Source organism: uncultured Stenotrophomonas sp. (genome assembly GCF_963519925.1).
Taxonomy (GTDB): domain Bacteria; phylum Pseudomonadota; class Gammaproteobacteria; order Xanthomonadales; family Xanthomonadaceae; genus Stenotrophomonas; species Stenotrophomonas maltophilia_AE.
The window spans coordinates 1-22,135 of record NZ_CAUQPH010000016.1 but is presented as its reverse complement, the minus strand read 5'-3'; the positions used below and the strand labels follow the sequence as shown (position 1 = coordinate 22,135).

The window sequence follows — 22,135 nt, the reverse complement described above, 5'->3', positions numbered from 1 at the left end:
CTACAGCAGGTTTATCAAAGACTTAGGCGCGTCCATCATATGCCGGTGCTTTCCGAAACTTGACCCGGCTTCCGGTCGCGTGGCTCCCATGTGGCTCTTGGAAACCGGGGTTTCCGAGGAGTCATCATGGCAAGAATCAAACTCACCAAGTCCGCCGTCGATGCCGCCAAGCCCCAGGCGCAGGCCGTCGAACTCCGGGACACCGTGGTGCCCGGCTTCCTGTGCAAGATCACCCCGGCAGGCCGCAAGGTGTTCATGCTCCAGTACCGCACGAACGCCGGCGAGCGCCGCAAGCCCGCCCTGGGCCAGTACGGGGAACTAACCGTCGAGCAGGCCCGCGTCATGGCGCAGGAGTGGCTGGCCGAGGTTCGCCGGGGCGGTGACCCTAGCGCGGCCAAGAATGCCGCCCGCAAGGCACCGACCATGAAGGAGTATTGCACCATCTTCATGGAGGACTACTCCAAGCAGCGCAACAAGCCCAGCACGCAGCGCGGCTATCAGGGGGTCATCGACCGCTGCATCATCCCGATCTTGGGCCGGATGAAGGTGCAGGACGTCAAGCGCCCGGACGTGGCCGCGCTGATGAAGAAACTGGCTTACAAGCCGGCCGAGGCGAACCGCGCCTTTGGCGTGCTGCGCAAGATGTTCAACCTGGCCGAAGTGTGGGGGCTGCGCCCGGACGGCACCAATCCGTGCCGTCACGTCCCGATGTTTCCGCCCGGCAAGGAAACCCGGCTCATCGTGGACGATGAGCTGGTGCGGATCTTCCGCCACCTGGAACACTTGGAGGCGGAAGGGTTGGAGAACTACGTCATCCCGCTGGCGATCCGCCTGCAATTCGAGTTCGCCGCCCGCCGCTCCGAAATCTGCCCGCTCGAATGGGGCTGGGTTGACCTGGAGAAGCGCCGCGTCGTCTGGCGCGACAGCAAGACCGGCGGTATCTCCAAGCCCATGAGCGAGGAAGCCTATCGGCTGCTTTCGACGGCGCCGCGCCGGGAGGGCTGCCCCTACGTCCTGCCGTCGCCCAACGACCCAGCCCGGCATTTGACGCATGGAGAACACTACGGCGGTTGGAAGCGCGTGCTCAAGGCCGCCGGCGTGCCGCACGTCGGCACGCACGGCATCCGCCATCGAGCGACGACCGACATTGCCAACTCAGGCGTGCCAACCAAAGTGGGCATGAAGCTCACAGGTCACAAGACCGTGGCGATGTTTATGCACTACGTACATACCGAGGACAAGCCGGTGCGGGATGCCGCCGAGCTGGTGGCGAATCGGCGGCTGGCGATTACCGGGGCGTCCCGTTCTATGGAGGTGACAGCATGACAAGGAAGACGCCCGCAGCAGTAGGGAACCCGCCGCCTTACCGGGGCTGGCTATGCTGGCATCCACGGCGGCATCGTGGAACTGCTGGATGCCGCGCGCCAAGCAGCGGCGCGCAGTGTCAATGCGCTGATGACGGCCAGCTATTGGGAGATTGGCCGCCGGATCGTCGAAGCCGAGCAGAAAGGCAGGCGGCGGGCCGGTTACGGCGAGCAGTTGATGGCGCGGTTGTCCGCCGGTCTGACGGCGCGCTTTGGGCGCGGGTTCAGCCCGGACAACCTGGAAAACATGCGGCGCTTCTTTGCCGCTTACCCCCTTGAGGCAATTTCCGAGACGCTGTCTCGGAAATTTGACCTCTCCGAACTGGCCCTGGTCTTCACGTTGCTGTGGTCGGCCTATGTCCGGCTGCTGGCGGTCAAGGATGACCATGCCCGTCGGTTCTACGAGGCCGAGGCGCTGCGCGGTGCGCCAGCTCGAATGGCAGATCGGCAGCCACTTCTATGAGCGCACCGCCAAAGCCTGACGATGCAATCAAGAGCTCGTATGAGTTGGAGTCACTGAACCTCAAGGACGAATATTCGGAATCTGATCTTAAACAGCAGTCGACCAGCGGATGGTGGATTTCTCCCGGAGCTTGGCAAAGGCTGCACCTTTGCCGACGACAGCGTCGATTGCGTATCGGCCAGACATGGTGCCGGGTGGGTCTCTACCGGCACCACTCGATCAAACCCTTCTTTACCCAGAAGTGACAGGAACATGCCCGATGCTGGTGGATGGAGGGCGACATGGTTGGTCGCCCCCAGAAGTCTGTTTCGACAGACCACCGGGGTCGTCGATCCGGGTTAAGGGAAAGTGATATCTGCACGCCACAACCGCCGGGGCAGCTCATGCAAGCCCACTTCTTAACGCCGGTGTCGATGACCAGCCACAGCTCTCCGGGCGGCACGGCATTATTGCCCGGATGCTGCGCCACCGGGTAAACGAGCAGGTTGTACTGCAGCCACCCGAGGCGGCGCAGCGCTCGCGCGATAAGTCGCTTCATGGTCATCCGATAACGCCAAGAAATGGGTTGACATCGCCGCGTCCCCAGCTCGCCTGGCTGGCACAAACCGGGCAAGACGCCAAGGGTCGGCAGGTCATGGTGCGATCCTCTACGCGGTCAAAGCGGCGAATCCTGTTGTGCGACATGCCCGCAGGACCGCGAAAACCGGTCAGTCCCTGAATGAGTTCATCGACGGCCGCGCAGGCGATGGCCGTGGTGAACGTGACCACCGCAGGCGCCGGGTCGCCGCCGCCGTCCACATAGGCTTCCGCCTTACGCCGTTCGAACTCGGCCGGGTCGCTGCGCCGGAGTCCTTCGGCCGCAGCGCGGCGCGGATCGGCTACTCCCAGACACATGAGACAAGGTTTGCCGGGCCCAATCGTCGACACGCGCCCCGTCATGTCGTAGTCCGCGCCGCTGCGTGCCGCGCGCATGCGCAGGCCCACATCGATCAGCGGGATGCCGTAGTAGTGCGCCAGGCGGTTGAGCGTCAGCCGCCCCTGATGGTCGTCGGTACAGCCGAACAGCACGTCGCAGGAGCGCAGCAGATCGCGCAGATCAGGATGGCCGATCCACTCCTCTTTGGTGACGACCTGGGTGCCGAGACCCGCGGCGCGAATCTCGCGCGCGAGGATGTCCACCTTGGCCAAGCCGGCGTCCACATCTGCGGTGCGCGAGCCATGCACGCGGTTGAGATTGGTGACATCAATGGTGTCTTTGTCCATCAGCCCCAGAAAGCCGACGCCCAGCCGCGCCAATAGCATCGCGACAGCACTGCCCGTGCCGCCGCCCCCTACGACACCCACCCGCAGCCCGCGCACGACTGGATTGAACCCTTGGCCGAAGAGCGCGGCCTGCCGCGCCAGGAATTGATCTTCGTCAGCCGCAGCCACCGTGCGCGCGATCTTGATCTGGCTTCCTACCAGCGAGATCGAGGATGCCATGACCGTCTTGCCGGGTGCAGTCCAGAGCCTGCCCGCGATGGCGTCATCGCGGCCGAACACCATGCTGGCTAGGCCGGAAACGCCCTTGTTGAACGTCGTCCGGGCCAGCTCCGACTCGTTTCGGTCATCCTGGTCGGAGAAGAACGCTGCCGCGTTCGGATGCGTGTGTACCAGGCCCGCAACCAAGCCCCGTTCTTTCGCGATGCCGAGAATGCGCATGAAGCCGCGGGTGGACCATGTGACATGGACAGGCGATGCGGAGACCATTTCATCGGCCGCGACGGGGATGACTTCGTGCGAGATCAATCTGGTGCGAGGCACTCCCGACCAGGGGTCTGCCGAGATGTCAGCCTTGCCGAACAGCACGTAGGCGGACGCCTCGGCACCGTTTTCCCTTTGCAGCAGCAAGCGCAGGGCCGCCTCGTGCGGCTCCAGCAGGACGATGTCCAGAGCGGCCGGCGACATCACTTCGCCTCCGCCAGGGCGTGCTCGATGCGCTTGAGCATAGTGTGCAGGCCGTCGATGCCCGGGCGCCACGCTGTGTTGTGGCGCGACCAGCGCTGCCAGCTGCGGCCCTGGAACGCGTGGGCCTGGTCAGCGCAGGTCGGGTAGCGCCCAACGCTTTGCAGCGTCAGCCACGGGTCGCAATAGAACATGTCCGGCGCAACATCGGGATAGCCCGGCGGCAGGAGAACGAGCACATCGGCCGTGGCGTGGTTGAGCTTTCCGGAGGGCAGCGGCAACTGCTTGAAGATGACGCCCGTGTGCGCACCGTCGCTCACCATCTCGAAAGCCACGCCATGGCTGCTCAGATAGCGCTGGTCCGCTTCGGGCAGCGTGAGCAGCCCCTCAGTGGTGTCACGGATCAGCGTGATGAAGCGCTCGATGCCCGGCTTACCCAGATCGATCAGGTCGCCGTCTCGGATCAGAATGTCCTGGCCCCCGCCACGCACTTCGAGATAGACGTCGTAGGTCTCTGGCGGGACACCGGCCAGCGTCTTGAGCACGCGGCCGCTGAGGCTGGGCTTGCCCCACTCCAGTTGCCGGTCATCGATCGTGAACTTGAACGCGCGATCAGTCTGGAAGATGACGAAACGTTCCGCACCGCGGCCGCGCAGATCGTAGGTTTCGTCCAGACGCAGGTCCTCGAATTCGCCAGAGGTCAAAATCGCATAAACGCTGTACTCATCGGCCGGGCGCGATCCGGCGGCCTGGAGGATCTGGCGCCCGGTGGGCACCGGATCGGAGAGATCGACGTGACGTTCGTGGAGCTGGTCGTCCAGGACGATGATCCGGTAGAGCGCCGCTGGCCGCAGGCTGCGGCCTTCGCGGATCGCCGCAGCAACATCTTCGACATCGAAGCGGTCATCACCGCTGGTGGTTTGGGTTTGCATTTGATTGCCTCATAGGGAGCCGTCATCTGCGGGATTGCAGGTTTTCTAGCCCCTTACTTGGTCAATCGCAGCCCAGCGCCAGACCGGAAAGGTCGATCAAAGTTTTTCTTGTACCCACCCCCCTCCGGGCAACTCGCCGCAGAGGAAGAAGTGCGGGCAGCGCGGACAGCTACGAGCCTCGGGCTTAGAGGGGAACTGCCCGGCCTGCATTGCCTGAAGGAAGGTCTGCAGCTTCTCGCGCCTGGATTCCAGCTTGCGCGACGTGATTTCCATCGGCTGGATGGTTTCGCTGGTGAGGTAGGTCACCTCGACCTGCGCATGTGGTCCATAAGCCTGGACGGCGGCGAGTTGGAGAATTGTGTACTCAATATCATCGAAGGCGTTCGAGCGCTGCTTGCCCGTCATGACGCGCCGCACCGTGACCCGGCCACCGGCTCCGTGAGCTACACCATCCGGGGTTACGAGGATCTCGCCCTCGGCCCAACCCAGCGAGATCGGTGGCGCCGGCGCGGCCACGTCACGATTCCGGCTCTCGATGAGGAAATCGACGAGCCGCTTGCCGATGCGGCGGTAGTCCTCCGCATATCCATGCTCTGTCGCACCCTTGGAGCACCAGGCCTCCTCGAAGCGTGCTGCCAGCTCGTCGACCGTGGGACTTGTCGTCTCGTGCTCCCGTTTCAACCAATCGAACACGTCGCTCACGACGTTGTGCATCTTCATGAATGCGGTTTCAGTTCGCCGACCTCCAAGCCTCAGCACGTGCGTGTACAAGAAGCGGCGCGGGCACCGCTCGAAGAGGTTGACCTGGATGTCGGTCCATTGGGGACGCCCTTGCCATGTGATGGCGAGCGGCGTGCCCGTCGATGTCGAGCCGGCTTGCAACGGCACCGGTACCGGACGAACAAGGAGTCGGTCGATCGGGGCGATAAACTTGGAGGCGCTACGCGTACGACCATCTGCCTGCCTGGCGTAGGCATACAGCTGCAGCCTATCGCGCGCTCGCGAAAGCGCTACGAAGAACAAGCACTCTTCTTCCTCGTCGTGGCCGGCCTTCACCGCCTCGATGCCTGTCAGTCCCTCCGAACCATGGATCAGACCGTCCGGCGGAAGACAACGCGGCGGCACGTTGTTGCGCGGTAGGCCGGACGTTACCATGCCAGGTAAATGAACGACATCGAACTCCAGCCCCTTGCTTCCGTGGATGGTCATCAGGCGCACTGCTTCGATGTTCTCGGCACTGCGGGGCAACTGGCTCAATCCACGATCCTCAGAGAGCAGAACTAACCGCCTGACGCGATCAAGCAGGCGAACCACTGGCATGCCTTGGCCTCTTGGCTGCCGGCGACAGAAGTTCAAGAACTGCCAGATAGCCAGACATTGCATGCGACTCTGCGGATCACCAGCTAAATAAAGCGTCTTCGCGAGTCCGAGACCATCGATCGTCCATCCAGCAAGTAAGAGCCAGGGGTCGGTCGATGCGTTCACACCTGCAAAGAGCGCGGACAGGCGAGAGAGCGCTTCTCGACTGCCGTCTGCCAGGCCATCCACTCCGGCGTGTATTGCCAACCAATCCAGCGAAGCTGGATTCGTCGTCCGCAGCCGCTCAATGACCCGCATGACATCCTTCAAGGGCATTTGGTGCCGAGCCATGGTTGCCACGCGCACCATCGCGGCCGCCCGCGGGTCGGTCACCAGCGAGAGCAACGCCAGCAGATCCTTGATTTCCGGCCTCTCAAACAAGCTACCCAAGTGCAACGCGGGAATGCCCCTGGCCTCAAGGCCTTCGGCAATGGCGTTCAGGCGCGCGTTGGATGCGCACAGCACCGCTTGGTCACCATAGGCAATACCCTGCTCGTGCAGGGCCGTGATCGACGCTGCAATCGCGGAGACTTCATCGCCAGGCGATCCGGCAACGCGAAGCTCAACCCCTGCTCCTGTAGAGCCACGTTCGGCCTGCAGGTTCAGCGGCAACGCACCGGCGGATGCTTGCATGCCGCGCGAGAACTCGGTGAACACATTGACGATCCGCTCGTCGGAGCGATAGTTAATGCCAAGCTGCGCGGCCTGCGCGCCGGGAAAATCGATCGCAAAGCGTGCGATGTTTGTCGCGGAGGCGCCGCGGAAGCGGTAGATGGACTGGCGTGCATCGCCGACAACCCACAGGTTGCGGCCGCCGTCGACGATGGCCTTCAGGAGCCGGACCGAGGCGCGGTTGACATCTTGGTATTCATCTACCAGCACATGCTCATGGCGAGCACGTAGTGCGTCCCTGACCTCGGCGCTACCCTCGACAAGACGCACCGGCAGCGCTACCAGGTCACCGAAGTCCAGTAGATGGCGCGCGGTCAGCAGCCGTTCGTACGCCTCGAAGAGCATGGCGACCTCCTGGCACTTCTGCGCGCGGACCGCGGCGTCCTGGTCGGCCCCCGCCTGGATCGCCATAGACTGCGCGAGGGCGCGATAACCCGCAGCATCGATGACCTCATCCTTGGCGCGTGAGATCGCGCTCAGCATGTCGCTCAAATCCAGGGCTGGGTCCCAGAGATTGCGATAGTGCTTCAGGTCGAGCCGCGGAAACTCGTCCTCCAGGAGTTCAATGGCCTCCGTCCGGTCAATCAGACGCGGGTCTGCGGGCAGTCCGAGTCGGTCATGGAAACGGCGAACGATGTCCAGGCCGAATGCGTGGAATGTGCCAATCCACATCGCTGCCGCCGCAACAGGGTTTCTCGCAGCAATCCTCTCGCACAGTTCATTGGCCGCCTTGTTGGAGAAAGTGAGTACCAGGATCGTGGTGGGATCGACGCCATCCGCAAGCAACACTTCGATGCGGCGAACAAGCGTCCGCGTCTTGCCGGTGCCCGGCCCTGCCTGCAGCTGGAATGCCAAGCCCCTATGTGCGGCCGCCTGAGCCTGCGTGTGGTCTGGGGTGAGCGGACCCGCCGCCGCGCGGACGCCCGCGGGGTGCGGCTCCCCGACGGGTGGCAGCAGCAGTGCATCCAGGAGCTGCTGCTGCACTACAGCGAGCGGTGCGCCGAAGCGCGTCGCGATCGCGTCGGATCCCAGCCCGTCGTAGATATGCAAGTCGCGCAACACGGAGCGCGGCAGCAGGAACTCTCGCGCGAAGAGGTCCATCTTCACTTCACGTCGCTCGCGCGCCCCGTAGTCAAGGACACGATCGACGCCCACCGGCGCGTCCTCCAGCGATCGGTCGGGCTCGACATACACCGTCACCACGTCGAGTGTGCCACCTTCCAGCACGACATGGCCGAGTTCGTGTGCAATCAAAAACGCACGCTCGAAGTCCGATCCACGATCCTCGTAGAGGATGCCTCCAGCCTGACAGTCGAACGTGGCTTTGCCTCCCTTAAGCTGTGGGTCTCCTTCTCGCAGCGCGTACACATCCAAACCGCGATTTGAGGCTTCCTGAAGCGCAAACACTAAAGGCCGGGTCGGATCTCCGCCGGCCGCGACGTTCGCACGGTGCAGGCGTTCTGCTTCCAGTCGAGCGGCCTCGGTGGCGTCCATCGTTCAGTCCGACAGTGCCTTTAGCGTCGCCTGCTGTTCCGGCGTGAGTTGTGAAGTCGCAACAGCTTGGTCGAACGTGATCTGCTCGCCCACACTCGGCTTCACATTTGACCGAAAAGCGTGTCCGGAAACCATGCCCGGTGGCCCCTGCAGGTATGCGTTCACAGCTTGAACGGTGACACCCAGTTCTGACGCAAGCTTCTCGACGAATCGGGCAGGAATGGTGGCAGTACGAATGGCCCGATCGCGCACCCGCATGAGGAAGAGATTGCTGACGTCCAGGCTGCGTGCGAGCGACTTGAAGCTGCTCGTATTGAGCTTGGTGAACGGATTCGCAACCTCCGCATCGGGCTGCTGGACAGCCCGCTCGAATCGCTGCCAGGCCTTATCAATCGCGCTGTCCGGCACTTCGGTCGCCGGAACATCGCCTTCTGGCGCCTCATAAAGCAGATCGATCGAACAGTCGATCAGCGCGGTCGCATGCTGCGGGTACTCCCTAATGTAGCGTTCAAGCGTTTCCCGGCCATGGTTGGGCTCCATGGAGAACGCCATCAGCACAGATTCCTCGTCTGCAGCGAAAGGCTTTGACGTACTCATGCGTCCTCCTGCAGAACAGACCTGAGGGTCTTGTAGGCACGGTCGCGGCGATTGCGCACGGTTCTCTCATCGCACTGGAGCATCTTCGCGATAGTCATGATGTTCGGGTCCTTCGAGTCGATCTGGAAGCCTTGCCGTAGCAAGCCAACGACCCGTCTCTGATCGTCTGGTAATGCGTCAATCGCAGCGTCCAACTCCAACCGGAAAGCCGGGTCGTCAATTTTTTGAGGGTCGCCTCCGAGGAAGTCGGCCGCTGCTGCCTCGACCTCCGGTGAAATGTCCTGACCCTCATCGTCATCCGTGGACAGCGGCACTGTAAGGACCGAGGCCGGACCAATCTGCCTCAGCACGGTCTTGCGGAACCGGGCGAATGCTAGGTCGAACCGCACTTCAAAGAAATCCAGCATAGCGAAGCGGCCGCTGCAGTCCTTGGCAATTCGCTCAGCGAATCGGCTCATGACCTCTTCTCGGATGTCTTGTGCCCCGGCCATACGAGAGTCCGGGATCGATGCAAACAGAGACTGCCCGACGCGCTTCATGAGCAGTCCGAAAAGCTGCTTGAACTCGTCCTTTGCGCCCGTCGCATGGGCACGCCGCAGGAAATATGTCAGTGCTTCCGACGGCACATAGCCGTCGCTCTTCCTCGACGCGACGGTGAAGGCCTGCAGGCGTGTCGCGGCATCGATCGACTCCAGCCTCTGCAAACAGGCGTCGATCTCCGGTGGTCGCGCGAACGGCTCCCCGTTTTTGTCCTTGCTTCTCAAGGGTTTCGGCATCGATCTTCTCCTTGCCCGTCAGCCCGCTCTATACCTGCGTTTTCCTTTCCACCGTCACCGAACACGAATCGGCAAGGACACCTGCGGCTGGATCGGCACGAGGGTTTTGGCATAGGCACGCAAGATGTCGTTGTAGAGATCAGCATGCTTCGGGGCCTCGACCGAGAGGATCAGTGCATAGCGGATCTTCTCGGCACCAGTGGTGGCCCGGCCGCCGCCGTCGCGGGCGTTGTAGTGGATGTCGAAAACGGGGTTCTTGAGGCTGGAGCCACGGAAGGTCTTGGCCCCGTGCAGCACAGTTTCCCATTTGCCCTGATCCGAACGCCGCTCCTGCTCGGTGGCGAACTTCTTCAAGTCGAAGAAGCCCTTGGTATCCGCGTTGCTCTTGCCGTCCTTGATCTTCTCGTCGTTGGGCCGGAAGACGACTTCGAGGCCGGCCTTGGTGTAGGCCGCGGCATCCTGCGGATCGGTGGGTGAGGCATAGCAGAACGTCGCCTTCAGACGCACATTGCCGAGCAGTCCTTCCTTGGGCAGCGGCAGGCTGGCACGCAAGTACTTACTGGGCTTGAGCTCGCCCTGGTAGACCACGCGGGCCACACCATCCGGGCAGGTGATAATGTCGAGGGTGTCCTCAGGAATCTTGCCCCAACCCACTTCGACCGGATCATGCTCGCCAGGATCGGCCGCGTGAACCAGAAGGGCCTTGATGGCGAGTGGCGTCAGATCTCCGCCCAGGATCGCGCGTACGCCGACCGCGCTACGCAGCAGGTACGGAGCCGCGAAGCTGGTACCCAACTGCGGCGTCAGCACCGGCTTCACGTTCGGCGCCAACACGTGAAAGTATTTGGCTGCTGGGTTGCCACCGAACGCCATCAGGTCTGGCTTGATAACGCCAGGGCTGCGGCCCGGCCCGATCGCGCTGTAGGGCGCGCGTGCCCAGCCAGCATCGGTGTCGTCGGCCGCGCCGACCGCGAGCGCATTCACGCAATCCGATGGAACCTGCACACGGTTGTAGCCGAGCTCGCGGTCCCGGTCTCCGTTATTGCCAACGGCCACCGTCATGAGCGTGTCGCCGTCGCTGAGCAACTCGTCGATAACGGACGTCCAAGCGTGGACTTCCCGGTCCTCCACTTCGAGATCGGGGCCCAGGCTCAGGTTGATGAACTCGTAGGACCTCGACAGCAGAACCTGCTCGATGAGACCGAGTGTGCGATACAACTCCAATGGATCTTCGCCGCCCGCCTCCTGGTCCAGCACGCGCAGATGGTCCACCGGGGCGAACGGCCTGCCGGCCGTACCGTTGGGCTGGATCGGACCGAACAGCACGGCCGAGGTCACGCCCAAGCCATGCTCCGGACCGTCCGGATCATCGTCGGCGTCTTCGTCGAGCTTGCGGTACGAGCGCAGCCAGGGGCCGATCGGATGGTGCTTGGGCAGGCCACCGTCCAGGATGGCGACACGAGGTTCGGATGAAAGGGCCTGTTCGGTGGGGAGGCTGCATCCCACTGAGGGCCCACCGCTGCGTTGCAAGGGACGGATACCACGCAGCTTTGGCACGGGACGGATCACCCGCACGAAGGCGAAGCTGGCCAACCGCTCAATGTCGCGCGGCTTGCCCTCGACCGGCACGAACCACAGATTGCCGGCGATGAAATCGACTTCACTGTGGACCTTCACGCCTTCCCGCTGCGCGAACTTCACGAAAGCCTTCTGGATTAGGCCCGGGTCTTCATCCGGTAGCAGATGTAGGCCTACTTCGAAAAAGCGATCCTTCGGGCCGCCGAGGCCCACGATTCGCTCTGCTGGCGCAAAGGCGGCAAACTGTTCGATGTGGGCAAGATCTTCGCCCTCGTCGGATTCCGCCTCAATGGTTTCCGTCCATCGGGAGAGGTTGCGGAAAGCCTGGCGCTTGCCGGCGACAAACAGTTCGGTCGTTGTGGTTTCATGCGGCTGCCCCTTGCGGGTCCAGGCCTGCGGCTTGACCTTGACGGTACGGCTCCCGATGGACTCCAGTCCCGTACTACGCAGCAGTCCTGTCGGAAAATACGAGCGCGCGATGAAGCTGGGATTCATCATCATCCGGGCTACCGCGAAGTCGCCCGGGCAAGCGTCAGCAGATAGCTCGTCCAGCGCCTTGCTTGCACTGCGGAACTGAGGAACCATTCGCTCCCGCGCCTGCGCGAACGTGTAGACCTCGGCCTTGCCTGGCATGCGCTTCGGGCCGACGATGTCATGGGTCAGCAGCTCGCCACGACCGATCAGGAAATTGGTTTGGCTCATGCGTCAGCCTTTCTCCGTTGTGCGGCCTTTCGTACCGCAGACGTCTCATTGGTGTACTTTCGGATCGTGTCCCGGCTCACCCCGGTGATGTCGGAAACAGTGTGCTGGGACAGGCGGGTCTGCTTGGCCAGCATCACTGCCAGGTCGATGCGGCCCTGCCTATCGAGCGCCAAAGCACGCGCCTTCATGAAGTCTTCGACCAGATCAGCGTCGGTGGTCGTGCCCAGCGCCACGGCACGCCGGAAGCGCTGCACGTCGCGCTCGATGTCGCTGAACGAATGGCCGGCGAATGCAAACACCAGGATGTCGATCCAACGGGCAAAAAGGGCGTAGTCCGGCCCCAGGAATCGCTTGATGGCTTCCTTGACCGCCTGTTCATCGGGCGTCTTGAACTGGACCACCAGGTCGAAGCGTCGCCACAGCGCCGGATCGATCAGTTCCGGGTGGTTGGTGGCCGCCAGCAATACACTGCTGGCAGGCCATTCGTCGACTTCTTGCAGGATCACCGTGACCAGGCGCTTGAGTTCGCCTACGTCGCTGTCATCGCTGCGTCGCTTGGCGATAGCGTCGATTTCGTCCAGCAGCAGCACGCAAGGCTCGCGCTTGGCGAAATCGATGGCCGCCCGCAGGTTGGTGCCGCTCTTGCCCAGCAGGCTGCTCATCACGGCTGTCAGGTCGAGCACGTACAGCGGCACCTTCAATTGCGCGGCCAGCCAGCGGGCCGTGAGTGTCTTGCCGACCCCGGGCGGCCCCACAAAGATGGCCGAGCGGGTCGGCGTCAGCCCCATGGCCTGAAGTCGATCGCTCTGCCGGCGCTCGGCGATGAGTTGCCCCAGTGAATCCTCGACATCGCTGGACAGCAGCGGCGCATCTCTCGTCGGTTCGTCCTTGAACACCTTCAGGAGAGAGAGACGGGATTCGTCGTCAACCGGCAAGGCGTGGGCCGTTGACGGCTGAGGCGACAGCTTGCGCATGGGAGAGACACTGCGTGCTGGCTTCGACTTCAGGAACAGTTCGAGCTGCTCGGCCAAGTCGGGCGCCGTCCCTCGGTACTTGCGGACCAGCCGCGCCGTGAACAGGCGCACATCCTCACTCTGCTCGGCCAAAGCCAGGCGGACCATCTGGGCTAAATCTGACTGCTCTTCTCTCATTTCGCCCGCAACCTTGATAACTCATTGATTTATATTGAAAAATAAACATTCTTCAATGGACTAAAGTAATTATCTCATAAAGCGAGGTCAAGTGGTAAGAGATGCTGCGGCAGTGGCGGTCACAGCGCGGTCGTCGACTGGCAGGTTTGCCGTCTAGCGTGATCTGCAATTCCACGCTGAGAAGCGCCTGAGCGCCTATGCGCGCGAGGCGCGCCTGGTCGGGCGGGGTGTCGTATGACCGGCCATCAGGGCTTGAGCAAGTCCGGCGGGCAGTCGGCGAACGCCGGCTGGGCCTTGCTCATCGGAATGGTGATGGCTTCATCGCCGGTGAGGATGGCCATCATCATGGCGATCATGGTCCTCAGGCCGTTCGAGTTGCGCAGCACCTCCAGGCCAGATGCACGGGGAAGCCATCAGCATTGCGTCGCAGGGGATGGATGCCGCCGTGCATAAACGAGTTCATGGCGTTCCAGGAGATGCCCTTGAAGTGGACCTGCGTCTGATGGGCTGCTGCCGGCGCATCCTGTCCGACGCGCTTGCCGATCTGATCGATCATGCCCTTTGCGCTGGGCAAATTCTTGGCGGCCTGTTCGGCTTCCCGTGTGAGCGGGGCCGACAGTTTCTCGATCGCTGTCTCGGGGGCCGCATAGATGAGCCACATCGCGCGGGTCAGCGCTTTGAACTGCAGCCGCATCAGGCTGACGGCTGATGTCGGCATGCCCAGCGCCATCAATAGCATGCAAGGCTGTTGCGTGTTCGTTGACGACTAGGCACATGCCCAGAGCTGTCGCGCCGCGTGGAGAGCCGTCGAACTCGGCGTCGTCGAGCAGTTCGTTGAACCGTTCGTGCAAGGCCTCCGAGCGCTGGAGCATGTGTTCCAGGGGATCGTTGGAATCGGCGTGTTCTGTCTCGGGCATGGCGTCATCGTAAAGGCCCCTTTGCGTTCGGGCGTCCCCGGCCATCTGAGCAATGGCCGGTCGCGCTGTCGTGCGCGTAGCGCATCGAGCCTCGCTGCGCGAGTCTCGCCCCTGTCGGGCTTCCATCGTTCCCTCGCTCCGCTCGGCTGACGCCTTCGGCCCGGCTTCCAGCTTCGGGCCTGCGCGCTTCGCTTGCGTGCGGTCGGCACACAGGGATGGCCGTTGCCTTGTCCAGCCGCCTCCCCTGACTTCATCACCTTACCCGCGACCGTAGCCCGCTCCCATGTGCCGTCAAGGCGCGCAGGGCCGTGTCCTCGGCTGCGCCTGCGGGCCGCACCAACCCTGCGCTTGGCTCCTTGACGGCCCCCGTCCGCGCGCTCCTTTGGCCGCGGGCGATGAACTCAGGAAAGACGGTGGCAACAGGGCCAACCGGGTTCCTCGTGCCGACCGCACCGAACAGCCGAAAGGCTGGGCTCCGAATCTAGGAATCCGGTGTGCGGTTTGAACAGAAACCCTTTTCATCAGGAGAAATGCAATGCAACTCGCATCCCGATTCGCTTCCCGTTCCCCGTCGCTGCGCAGCGATTACCCGCTGTCCGATGACCAAATCCGCCGTGTGGCCCCGTCCATCTTCGCGGACGCCCCGCACGAAAGCCGTTCCGAACGGTACGCCTATATCCCGACCGCTGCCGTGCTGGCGGAACTGCGCAAGGAAGGGTTTGAACCCTTTATGGCAGCACAGACCCGCGTGCGCCACGACGACCGCCGCGACTACACCAAGCACATGCTGCGCCTGCGCCACGCCAGCCAGATCAACGGCGCGGAGGCTAACGAAATCGTGCTGCTGAACTCGCATGACGGCACCAGCAGCTATCAGATGCTGGCCGGAATATTTCGGTTCGTGTGCAGCAATGGCCTTGTCTGCGGCGACACCGTGGCCGATGTGCGAGTGCCCCACAAAGGCGACGTGGCCGGTTCCGTCATCGAAGGCGCTTACGAAGTCTTGCGCGGCTTCGACCGTGTGCAGGAATCCCGCGATGCCATGCGCGCCATCACCTTGAACGATGGTGAATCCGAAGTGTTCGCCCGCGCCGCGCTGGCCCTCAAGTACGACGACCCCGACAAACCCGCTCCCATCACGGAATCGCAAGTCCTGATGCCGCGCCGCTTTGATGACCGCCGCCCGGACTTGTGGAGCGTGTTCAACCGCACGCAAGAGAACCTGACCCAAGGCGGCCTGCGCGGGCGCAGCGCCAACGGACGCCACCAGCAGACCCGCCCAGTGCAGGGCATCGACCAAAACATCCGCCTAAACCGTGCGCTTTGGCTGCTGGCCGATGGCATGCGCCAGTTGAAAGCCTGAATCCCCACGCGGCAGGGGCAGGCAGCAGCCCTTGCCGCTTCTCTCGCTGCTGCATCCCAACCGCTAGGAGTTATCACCATGAACGCCGTTACCCAAACCGAAACCCGCGCCATCGAAACCGCCGCGCCGCTGGAAGTGGCCGACCCGACCAAGAACCTGATTTTGGTTCCGCTGTCGCAGTTGCTGCCGCGCCGCTCCAAGCGCAACGCACGCAAGACCCCGCGCCTGTCCATTCCCGAACTGGCCGCGAGCATCGCCCGCATTGGCCTGCTGCAAAATCTCGTCGTCATTCTTACCGCCGATGGCGAGCAATACGAAGTCGTGGCCGGCGACCGCCGACTGACTGCGTTGAAGCTGCTGGCGAAGAAGAAGCGCATCGCCGCCGGCTTTGAGGTTCCTTGCCTGCTGGTGCCGGACGCTTCGGCCCGTACCGTCAGCCTCGCGGAAAACCTGCTGCGCGAGCAGATGCACCCGGCCGACCAGTTCGAGGCGTTCGCCGCACTGGTCAAGGAAGGCCGCCCCATCGAAGACATTGCCGCCGACTTCGGTGTGACTCCGCTGGTGGTGCAGCGCCGCTTGAAGCTGGCCAACGTCTCGCCGCGCCTGCTGGCCGACTACCGGGCCGGAGCCGTCACGCTGGAACAGTTGATGGCCCTGACCATCACCGACGACCACGCCGCGCAGGAAGCCGCGATCTATGGTGCGCCGGAATGGCAGCGCAGCCCGTCCAAGCTGCGCGAGCGCCTGACCGAGCGCGAAATCGACGCCTCGCACGCGCTGGTGCGCTTCGTCGGGCTGGACGCCTACCGGCAGGCAGGCGGCGGCATCCGCCGCGACCTGTTCGCGGAAGGCGATGCCGGAACCTACCTCACCGATACCGCAGTGCTGGAAGCGCTGGTGCGCGACAAGCTGGATGCGCTGGCCGGGAACGTGCGCGCCGAGGGTTGGGCGTGGGTGGAAGCCGTGCCGCACATGAGCTACGCCGAGCGGCAGGCATTCCAGAACGCGCCGCGCCAGCGCCGCGAACCGAGCGCCCGCGAAGCCCGCCGCATTGCATCGCTGCAAACCCGCCTCGACAAGATCGACGCCGAACTTGAAGACGCCTACGACGCCGAGGACGGGGACAAGACCGAGGCGCTGGAACCGCGCCGCGAACAGCTCGCCGGGGAACTGCAAGCCGTGGAGGAAGCCTTGCAGGGCTACGCGCCGGACGTGCGCGCCGTCGCCGGTGCCATCGTCACCCTCGACCGCAGCGGCGAAGCCGTGATTCATCGCGGTCTGTTGCGCGAAGCCGAAGCCAAGGCGCTGCGCACGCTGGAACGCTTGCGGCAGGGTTTCGGCAGCGCGGAAGGCGAAGCAGGGAACGACGACGAAGGCGAGGACACCGAGCAGCCCAAGGCCGCGAGCCTGTCCGACCGGCTGGCGCAGCGCTTGAGCGCGCACCGCACCGCCGCGCTGCAAATCGAAGTCGCCCGCCATCCGCAAGTCGCGCTGGCCGCGCTGGTGCATGGCATGGTGCAGAGCGTCTTGCAGGACAACCACTACGGCCACGACTTGCCGCTGGGCGTGAGCCTGAAAGTGCAAGACCGGCTGGAAGGCATGGCCCCCGACTGGCCCGAGTCGCCCGCCGCCGTCGCCCTGCGCGAGTTGCAGCAGGTCGCGGGCGAAGCGCTGCCGCAGGACAGCGCCGAACTGTTCGTCGCGCTGCTGGCGATGGAGCAAGGCGAACTGGTGCGGCTGCTGGCGGTATGCGACCGTGGACGTGGTGACGCCTCGCGCCACGGCGCACCAGCCGGGCGCGGAACTGGCGCAGGCCGTGGGGCTGGACATGGCCGCATGGTGGCAGCCCACCGCAGACGGGTATTTCCAGCATGTGCCGAAGGCCGCGATTCTGGAAGCCGTGGGCGAGTTCGCACCGTCGCACGCTGCCCGGCTGGCGAAGTTGAAGAAGGCCGACATTGCCAGCGAGGCGGAACGGCTGGCCGATGGTACGGGCTGGATGCCCGCCATCTTCAAGACCGAAGGCCCGGAAGCTGCGCCGGAGGAAACGCAGGCGCAGGACGCCCCGGAGGATGCCGAGGCAATGGAGGATGAACCCGCCGAAGCACTGGCCGCTTGACCCGCGCCGAAGGCAAGCGCCCCGGCCTCGATCGGGGCGCTTCGCTTGAAGGAGAAGCCCCCATGACCCGCACCACCACCAGCCGCCCACGCATGGCGGCGATCTATGCGCCCGGCGCAGTACGCGCCCGCCGCTGGCACGGCGAAGGCGACGTGCGCGGCTACCGTCCGCCCCCCGGCTGGACAGCCTGCGCCGACCTGACCGACTTGCATCCCATCACAGGCCGCGCCTTGCCGCGTGCCATGTGGTGGATTATCGAAACCAAGGAATAACGAGCAGCACCGGCCCCAAGCCGTTCCGCCTTGGGGCCGGTGGTCGGAAATCCGGGCGCGGCGGTGGCCGCGCCCGGTTCCAGCGTCCAAAGCACAATCGCCACGTCGCCGCCTTCGACCAGGCGGCGACGTGGTGGACGTGCAAGTGCCTTGCACGCGGTACAGCGATCGGCGCCCGCTGGCGCGGGCAAGGTTTCGATGGCGCTCCGCCGCAATGGGCGGGGCTTGTGGGGCTACGCCCCCGCTTGCTGCGGCAGGTTGTGCCAAAGCGTGCCGTCCTCGACGCTGGCGGTTCGCGCTTGTACGCCACGAAGGACGGTTCACCGACACGCCCCCCGGCTTCGCTATGGAGCATCCACGCCACGCCTCAACCACGTCGTCGCAATCTGCGGCAAGAAGCGTTCTCGCTCGTCGTTGGGGTGTTGGCCTTGCCAGTGTCAGGGCGCAAGCCGGTGAAGCCGTCACGCGGGGATGCCGAGTCGGCCACGTCTCCATTCGGGAGCGGGCGGCCCGTGCGTCCTTGGCTTGTCGTGAATCCTGGCGAGGGAGCGGCTGCGCCTTGGGCTTCATGGCCGCAACCTTCCAGCGAAAACAATTTCCCCTGCGCTGCGCGCATTCCTCGCGGGACAAATTCTTTTCGCTTCCAGGCTCTCCACGGTGTTGCGACCGCTGCGCGGTGCGGCCAGCCCATCCCCCGCCGGCCGGATCACAACAAGGACGCACTGGCGCGACCTTGTTCAACCCGAAAGGAGAAACATCATGGCTAACATCGGCACCTTCACCGCAGAGAAAGACGGCTTCACCGGCCAGCTCCGCACCCTGACCCTCAACGTCAAGGTCAAGCTGGTTCCCAACGACAAGGGCGATAGCGAGAACGCCCCCGACTTCCACCTTCAGGCGGCCGGCCACGAGATCGGCGCGGCGTGGAAGAAGACCAGTGAGGCCGGGCGGGATTACCTGTCCGTGAGCATCGACGACCCTTCGTTCCCGGCGACGGTCTATGCCCGCCTGATCGAGAACGAGGACGGCACGCACGACCTGATCTGGTCGCGCAGCAAGCCCAAGGCAGCCTGACGGCCGCCCACCGCGCCCCGCCCATTGCGGCGGGGCGCCTTTCGCTGACAGCCTAGAGGGTTGGCAGGGAATCGTTACGAACACGGCCAGATCTTCGCTAACCGGTTGATGGATCGCTGAATTCTACCCTCGGCCGCGCTTCCAGACTCGGCCCTTCCCCAGGGAGCTGTGGCACCATTCAATCATGGCCACCGCGTACTACTTCTTGGACACCGAGTGGGCCGATGTAACGGGCAGCGAGCTGGTGAGTCTGGCGCTGGTGAGCGAAGGTGGAGACCGCCTTTTCTACGCTGAGCGAGCCAGCCTGCCCGAGGCTCCCACCGACTTCGTTCGTCAAAGCGTCTACCCGCTGCTAGACCGCGGCGACGCAGCCCTGCCTGATGCCGCCCTGACGACCGAGCTGCGCGCCTTCCTCAGCGAGGTCGACGCGCCGGCAGTGATGGCGGATTTCCAGAACGATCTCCAGCTGCTGCGGTACGCCCTGGATGGGTTTGAGTTACCCGATGACCAGGTTGCCGCGTGCGGGCCCCGGCCGGCCCCGGTCATGACACGCATGTCCAAGGAAGGCCTTCCGGGATTGCTGGTGGAAGATTGGTTCGCGGCCCATCCGGAACATAGGGCCAGGCGCCACCATGCCTTGGTGGATGCGCAGGCCTTGCGGATGGCTTGGCTGGTGGCGACCGACCGCATTCCTGCTCCGGCGTGGGCCCACTCCTACCGTCGCGCCCGGGGATAGCGGCATGGCGTCCATCCCCGGTATGCTTGCCCCATGAACCGCCTGAGCCAGCTCGACCCTCGAATACCGGCGTGATCGCATCGATCGATCACGCCCCTGTTGCTCATGTTGGTCAGAGCGCCGGCCTTATACCCCGGTGAGAGCACGCGCCAGATAAGCGCGTACACGTCGGTTCGATTCCGACCAGGGGCACCACCGTCAACGACGGAAGAATGCTTCTACTTGCGCGCCATGGCAGCGCTTGTACTTGCTGCCGCTGCCACACAGGCACGGCGTATGTTCGCGCAGTCCCGCACCGAGTGACTGACCCAGAAAGTCCCTGGCCTGCAGAAGAGGCTGGATTTCATTGGCCGGAACGCTCACCTCGCCATACTGGGATGATCGCTCGCCGCGGTTCATCACCTGGACAATCGCTTCGGACATCTGGATGAAGTGCTTGATCAGCAGGTCATCGCGTAATGGCATGCGGACATTGTCGATGGCCAGGCCCTCGTAGCGTCTTCGCGGATCCGGCACGAAAAGAATGCGTGTCTCACCTTCAGGCTTTGGCGTGATGTCGACCAGTTCTCCGGCTGGACTGACCCACACCGCATGGAATTCTGCCTCAACCAGCACGTGCGGCCATTCCCACAGCTGCCACCCGCACCGCATCTGACCACCGTCGCGCGCGACCTTGGCCTGCACGTTGGGAAAGCACTCGTGCACGATCGCGTCGGCTTCCGGCTGTACATCAAGATAGACCGGCTCTGCGCCGCGCACGACGGATTCGGTCAAGCGCCGCACGGCACGGGTGATTTCCGGGGGTGTGGTGGTAACTACGCTCATGCCAAAGCTCCTTGTGATCGTTGCGCCGGGTGTTCTCTTCGCAGGCTATGGCGCCGGCGTCTCTTCCGATGAGATCCGCTTGGCGCCTTTGCCGCCGGCACTGGCCGGCTGTAGCTGGGCCAACAGCGGCTCCAAGGTGCTCAGGCGCACGGTGGCGCGCAGCGTTTCCGCCTCGGCCTGCTCGCGTCGTTCGCGCTCCTGGGCCAGCTCGGTTCTGGCTTGTGCGAGGTCTTGCCGAGCGGTGTCCAAACTCTGAGCGTCTTGGCCCCAGCGCACCTGCAGCGCCTGGTGTTCGGCCGCCGTCAGGCGCAGCGTATCGAGCTCGCCCTGTTGCGTCTGGATGGTCTGGCGCAGCTGCGCCACCTCCTTTTCCAGTCGAGTGTGACGCTCCAGCCACTGGCCGTTTTCCCGGTTGAGCTGCACCAGATCATGGTTCTTGGCGGTCAACGCCTCGTTGGCCTGGCGCAAGCCGACCTGTAGTTCCTGCACCTGGTGCTCGTGCCGGCGTTGCTCCTGCTCTCGCTGGTCTTTGACCGATGTGCGGTAGTGCTCAAGGGCTTCCCTGGCATGCTCGTGCTTCTGCTCCAGGGAACGGGCGTGGCTTTCGTGCTCTGCCAGCCGCGCCGTGAGGCCCGCAACGCGTTCCTGCAGTTGTGCCAGCTCGGTGGTTCGGCTCGCCACCTCGCCCCTGGCGGCTTCGCTCGCCTCGCGTTCTGTCTGCAGAGCTGTCTCGGTGCGCTGAAGCTGCGCGCTGAGGTTCCCGGCCTCTTGCTGGGCCTGTTCCAAGGCTTGGGTGCGCTTGTGCAGCTCGGCCTGGAACCGTTCCTGTGCCTGCGCGACCATCGTTTCGGCCTCGCCATGCAGCCGTTCGGCCAGACGACTGACCAAGTCCTGCAGGGCGTCGCTGACGGCAATCTTGGCGCCCACGCCTTGCCCGTCCTCCTCTTCCAGCTCCTTCAGGTAGCGGTGGATGGTGGTTTTGGACCCGGTATTGCCCAGTGCCACGCGTACCGCGTCCACCGAGGGGTTCCTGCCTTCGGCCCGAAGACTGTCTCGGGCCCGTTGCACATCGCTTTTGTACAAGCCGGAACGAGCCATTCGTCCTCTCCCGTGTATTTCGTAATGTATTACATACCATGTAATTACGTACTATTCAACGGTCCGACAGATTGAATCGGCGGTCTTATCGCACGCGGGATAATATTGAATTATCCCGCGTAAGGCCGATTCATGCCCTTCCCAGCGCCCCAAATAGTACGAAACCGCCCAAGGCCGGCGATCGCTGGGTAGTCTGGCCCAGAGCGGAAAGGAGGCCAGCCAGGGTGCGGCCAGGCTCCGCCACCGAGCCCGTTGGTCATCAAAGGACTGTGCATGCCGATCGAACGTATCGTCATCGAAAACTTCAAGTCGTTTCGGCATCTGGACCTGCCGCTCAACGCCCACATGAACCTGGTGGTGGGCGACAACGAGGTCGGCAAGTCCACCCTGCTGGAGGCCATCCACGCGGTGGTCACCGGGCAGTTGCATGGGCGCAATCTTGCCTACGAGCTAACGCCTCACCTGTTTCACCAGCCCACAGTGCGGGAGTACTTGGCGACGCTTGCTGCAGGGACGCCGGCATCGCCGCCGCGGATCTCCCTCGAAGCCTATCTGGGCGGCGACGCCGCACTGGCCTCGTTGCGCGGCACCAACAACTCGCTGCGCCAAGACACCGCCGGCATCCGGTTGCTGGTTGAGCTCAAGGGTTCTACCCCGAAATCACGGACGGTTGTAAAAGGGCTGAGAACTTCTGGTCTT

The 22,135-nt window shown here is 63.8% G+C and carries 17 protein-coding genes, 1 tRNA gene and 2 pseudogenes; 10 read left to right on the top strand and 10 right to left on the bottom strand.

Annotation, left to right across the window (positions count from 1 at the left end; genetic code table 11):
- Positions 1 to 126: 126 nt before the first annotated feature.
- A complete protein-coding gene (locus tag RWO33_RS05290; RefSeq protein ID WP_053463563.1) occupies positions 127 to 1,326 on the top strand; it encodes a site-specific integrase in 1,200 nt (399 codons plus the stop codon).
- A gap of 75 nt (positions 1,327 to 1,401) precedes the next feature.
- Positions 1,402 to 1,827: a DUF1016 N-terminal domain-containing protein gene (locus tag RWO33_RS05285; RefSeq protein WP_058343302.1), complete on the top strand. Its 426-nt coding sequence runs from the start codon at positions 1,402 to 1,404 to the stop codon at positions 1,825 to 1,827.
- A 540-nt stretch (positions 1,828 to 2,367) separates the two neighbouring features.
- Here the strand turns inward: RWO33_RS05285 and RWO33_RS05280 are convergent.
- From RWO33_RS05280 to RWO33_RS05250, 7 genes are all read right to left on the bottom strand, one after another.
- Positions 2,368 to 3,774: a ThiF family adenylyltransferase gene (locus tag RWO33_RS05280; RefSeq protein ID WP_043549756.1), complete on the bottom strand. Its 1,407-nt coding sequence runs from the start codon at positions 3,772 to 3,774 to the stop codon at positions 2,368 to 2,370.
- The gene (locus tag RWO33_RS05275) at positions 3,774 to 4,703 is read right to left on the bottom strand and encodes a multiubiquitin domain-containing protein (protein WP_043549759.1); all 930 of its coding nucleotides are present in this window, start codon (positions 4,701 to 4,703) and stop codon (positions 3,774 to 3,776) included. Before RWO33_RS05275 ends, RWO33_RS05280 begins: the two co-directional genes overlap by 1 nt.
- 96 nt (positions 4,704 to 4,799) lie before the next feature.
- Positions 4,800 to 8,228, bottom strand: coding sequence for a UvrD-helicase domain-containing protein (locus tag RWO33_RS05270; protein WP_043549761.1), 3,429 nt, complete (start codon positions 8,226 to 8,228; stop codon positions 4,800 to 4,802).
- A 3-nt stretch (positions 8,229 to 8,231) separates the two neighbouring features.
- The gene (locus RWO33_RS05265; protein ID WP_043549764.1) at positions 8,232 to 8,825 is read right to left on the bottom strand and encodes a hypothetical protein; all 594 of its coding nucleotides are present in this window, start codon (positions 8,823 to 8,825) and stop codon (positions 8,232 to 8,234) included.
- Positions 8,822 to 9,601 (bottom strand): RNA polymerase subunit sigma-24, encoded by a 780-nt coding sequence (locus RWO33_RS05260; RefSeq protein WP_019184003.1) that lies wholly within the window; start codon positions 9,599 to 9,601, stop codon positions 8,822 to 8,824. The genes RWO33_RS05265 and RWO33_RS05260 overlap by 4 nt, the downstream gene beginning before the upstream one ends.
- A gap of 54 nt (positions 9,602 to 9,655) precedes the next feature.
- Entirely contained in the window at positions 9,656 to 11,881 is a 2,226-nt protein-coding gene (locus RWO33_RS05255) for a S8 family peptidase (RefSeq protein WP_314102790.1), read from the bottom strand.
- The gene (locus RWO33_RS05250; protein ID WP_314102787.1) at positions 11,878 to 13,032 is read right to left on the bottom strand and encodes an ATP-binding protein; all 1,155 of its coding nucleotides are present in this window, start codon (positions 13,030 to 13,032) and stop codon (positions 11,878 to 11,880) included. The genes RWO33_RS05255 and RWO33_RS05250 overlap by 4 nt, the downstream gene beginning before the upstream one ends.
- Before the next feature lie 151 nt (positions 13,033 to 13,183).
- Between RWO33_RS05250 and RWO33_RS05245 the strand changes: the two are divergent.
- Positions 13,184 to 13,270: pseudogene (locus RWO33_RS05245) on the top strand (DUF2958 domain-containing protein); the annotation flags it as partial.
- Positions 13,271 to 13,393: 123 nt separating this feature from the next.
- Here RWO33_RS05245 and RWO33_RS05240 read toward each other — a convergent pair.
- Entirely contained in the window at positions 13,394 to 13,771 is a 378-nt protein-coding gene (locus tag RWO33_RS05240) for a hypothetical protein (protein WP_237761594.1), read from the bottom strand.
- A gap of 713 nt (positions 13,772 to 14,484) precedes the next feature.
- On the opposite strand from RWO33_RS05240, the gene RWO33_RS05235 reads away from it, so the two are divergent.
- The 6 genes and pseudogenes from RWO33_RS05235 (at position 14,485) to RWO33_RS05210 (ending at position 19,708) form a co-directional block, all read left to right on the top strand.
- A complete protein-coding gene (locus tag RWO33_RS05235; RefSeq protein ID WP_043549772.1) occupies positions 14,485 to 15,312 on the top strand; it encodes a DUF932 domain-containing protein in 828 nt (275 codons plus the stop codon).
- 78 nt (positions 15,313 to 15,390) lie between these two features.
- A pseudogene (locus RWO33_RS05230) lies at positions 15,391 to 17,431 on the top strand (ParB/RepB/Spo0J family partition protein).
- A 62-nt stretch (positions 17,432 to 17,493) separates the two neighbouring features.
- Entirely contained in the window at positions 17,494 to 17,703 is a 210-nt protein-coding gene (locus tag RWO33_RS05225; RefSeq protein WP_043549776.1) for a hypothetical protein, read from the top strand.
- A 759-nt stretch (positions 17,704 to 18,462) separates the two neighbouring features.
- Positions 18,463 to 18,777, top strand: a complete 315-nt coding sequence (locus RWO33_RS05220; RefSeq protein WP_043212069.1) for a DUF736 domain-containing protein — start codon at positions 18,463 to 18,465, stop codon at positions 18,775 to 18,777.
- Between the two features lie 184 nt (positions 18,778 to 18,961).
- The gene (locus RWO33_RS05215) at positions 18,962 to 19,513 is read left to right on the top strand and encodes a 3'-5' exoribonuclease (RefSeq protein ID WP_043549779.1); all 552 of its coding nucleotides are present in this window, start codon (positions 18,962 to 18,964) and stop codon (positions 19,511 to 19,513) included.
- Positions 19,514 to 19,605: 92 nt separating this feature from the next.
- A tRNA-Ile gene (locus RWO33_RS05210) sits at positions 19,606 to 19,708 on the top strand.
- A gap of 3 nt (positions 19,709 to 19,711) precedes the next feature.
- Here RWO33_RS05210 and RWO33_RS05205 read toward each other — a convergent pair.
- Both RWO33_RS05205 and RWO33_RS05200 read right to left on the bottom strand, forming a co-directional pair.
- Positions 19,712 to 20,338, bottom strand: a complete 627-nt coding sequence (locus RWO33_RS05205) for an SEC-C domain-containing protein (protein ID WP_052167764.1) — start codon at positions 20,336 to 20,338, stop codon at positions 19,712 to 19,714.
- Positions 20,339 to 20,383: 45 nt separating this feature from the next.
- Complete coding sequence (locus tag RWO33_RS05200; protein ID WP_043549781.1) at positions 20,384 to 21,436, bottom strand: DNA-binding protein; 1,053 nt, start codon at positions 21,434 to 21,436, stop codon at positions 20,384 to 20,386.
- 273 nt (positions 21,437 to 21,709) lie between these two features.
- Between RWO33_RS05200 and RWO33_RS05195 the strand changes: the two genes are divergently transcribed.
- Positions 21,710 to 22,135 (top strand): ATP-binding protein (locus RWO33_RS05195; protein ID WP_116806353.1); only part of this gene is annotated, 426 nt, incomplete at its 3' end.

Coding starts and splice junctions, on each gene's coding strand:
- RWO33_RS05220 (WP_043212069.1), top strand. CDS start 18,463: ATGGCTAACATCGGCACCTTCACCGCAGAGAAAGACGGCTTCACCGGC.
- RWO33_RS05255 (WP_314102790.1), bottom strand. CDS start 11,881: ATGAGCCAAACCAATTTCCTGATCGGTCGTGGCGAGCTGCTGACCCAT.
- RWO33_RS05270 (WP_043549761.1), bottom strand. CDS start 8,228: ATGGACGCCACCGAGGCCGCTCGACTGGAAGCAGAACGCCTGCACCGT.
- RWO33_RS05205 (WP_052167764.1), bottom strand. CDS start 20,338: ATGAGCGTAGTTACCACCACACCCCCGGAAATCACCCGTGCCGTGCGG.
- RWO33_RS05260 (WP_019184003.1), bottom strand. CDS start 9,601: ATGCCGAAACCCTTGAGAAGCAAGGACAAAAACGGGGAGCCGTTCGCG.
- RWO33_RS05225 (WP_043549776.1), top strand. CDS start 17,494: ATGACCCGCACCACCACCAGCCGCCCACGCATGGCGGCGATCTATGCG.
- RWO33_RS05240 (WP_237761594.1), bottom strand. CDS start 13,771: ATGCTATTGATGGCGCTGGGCATGCCGACATCAGCCGTCAGCCTGATG.
- RWO33_RS05265 (WP_043549764.1), bottom strand. CDS start 8,825: ATGAGTACGTCAAAGCCTTTCGCTGCAGACGAGGAATCTGTGCTGATG.
- RWO33_RS05200 (WP_043549781.1), bottom strand. CDS start 21,436: ATGGCTCGTTCCGGCTTGTACAAAAGCGATGTGCAACGGGCCCGAGAC.
- RWO33_RS05250 (WP_314102787.1), bottom strand. CDS start 13,032: ATGAGAGAAGAGCAGTCAGATTTAGCCCAGATGGTCCGCCTGGCTTTG.
- RWO33_RS05290 (WP_053463563.1), top strand. CDS start 127: ATGGCAAGAATCAAACTCACCAAGTCCGCCGTCGATGCCGCCAAGCCC.
- RWO33_RS05280 (WP_043549756.1), bottom strand. CDS start 3,774: ATGTCGCCGGCCGCTCTGGACATCGTCCTGCTGGAGCCGCACGAGGCG.
- RWO33_RS05235 (WP_043549772.1), top strand. CDS start 14,485: ATGCAACTCGCATCCCGATTCGCTTCCCGTTCCCCGTCGCTGCGCAGC.
- RWO33_RS05275 (WP_043549759.1), bottom strand. CDS start 4,703: ATGCAAACCCAAACCACCAGCGGTGATGACCGCTTCGATGTCGAAGAT.
- RWO33_RS05215 (WP_043549779.1), top strand. CDS start 18,962: ATGGCCACCGCGTACTACTTCTTGGACACCGAGTGGGCCGATGTAACG.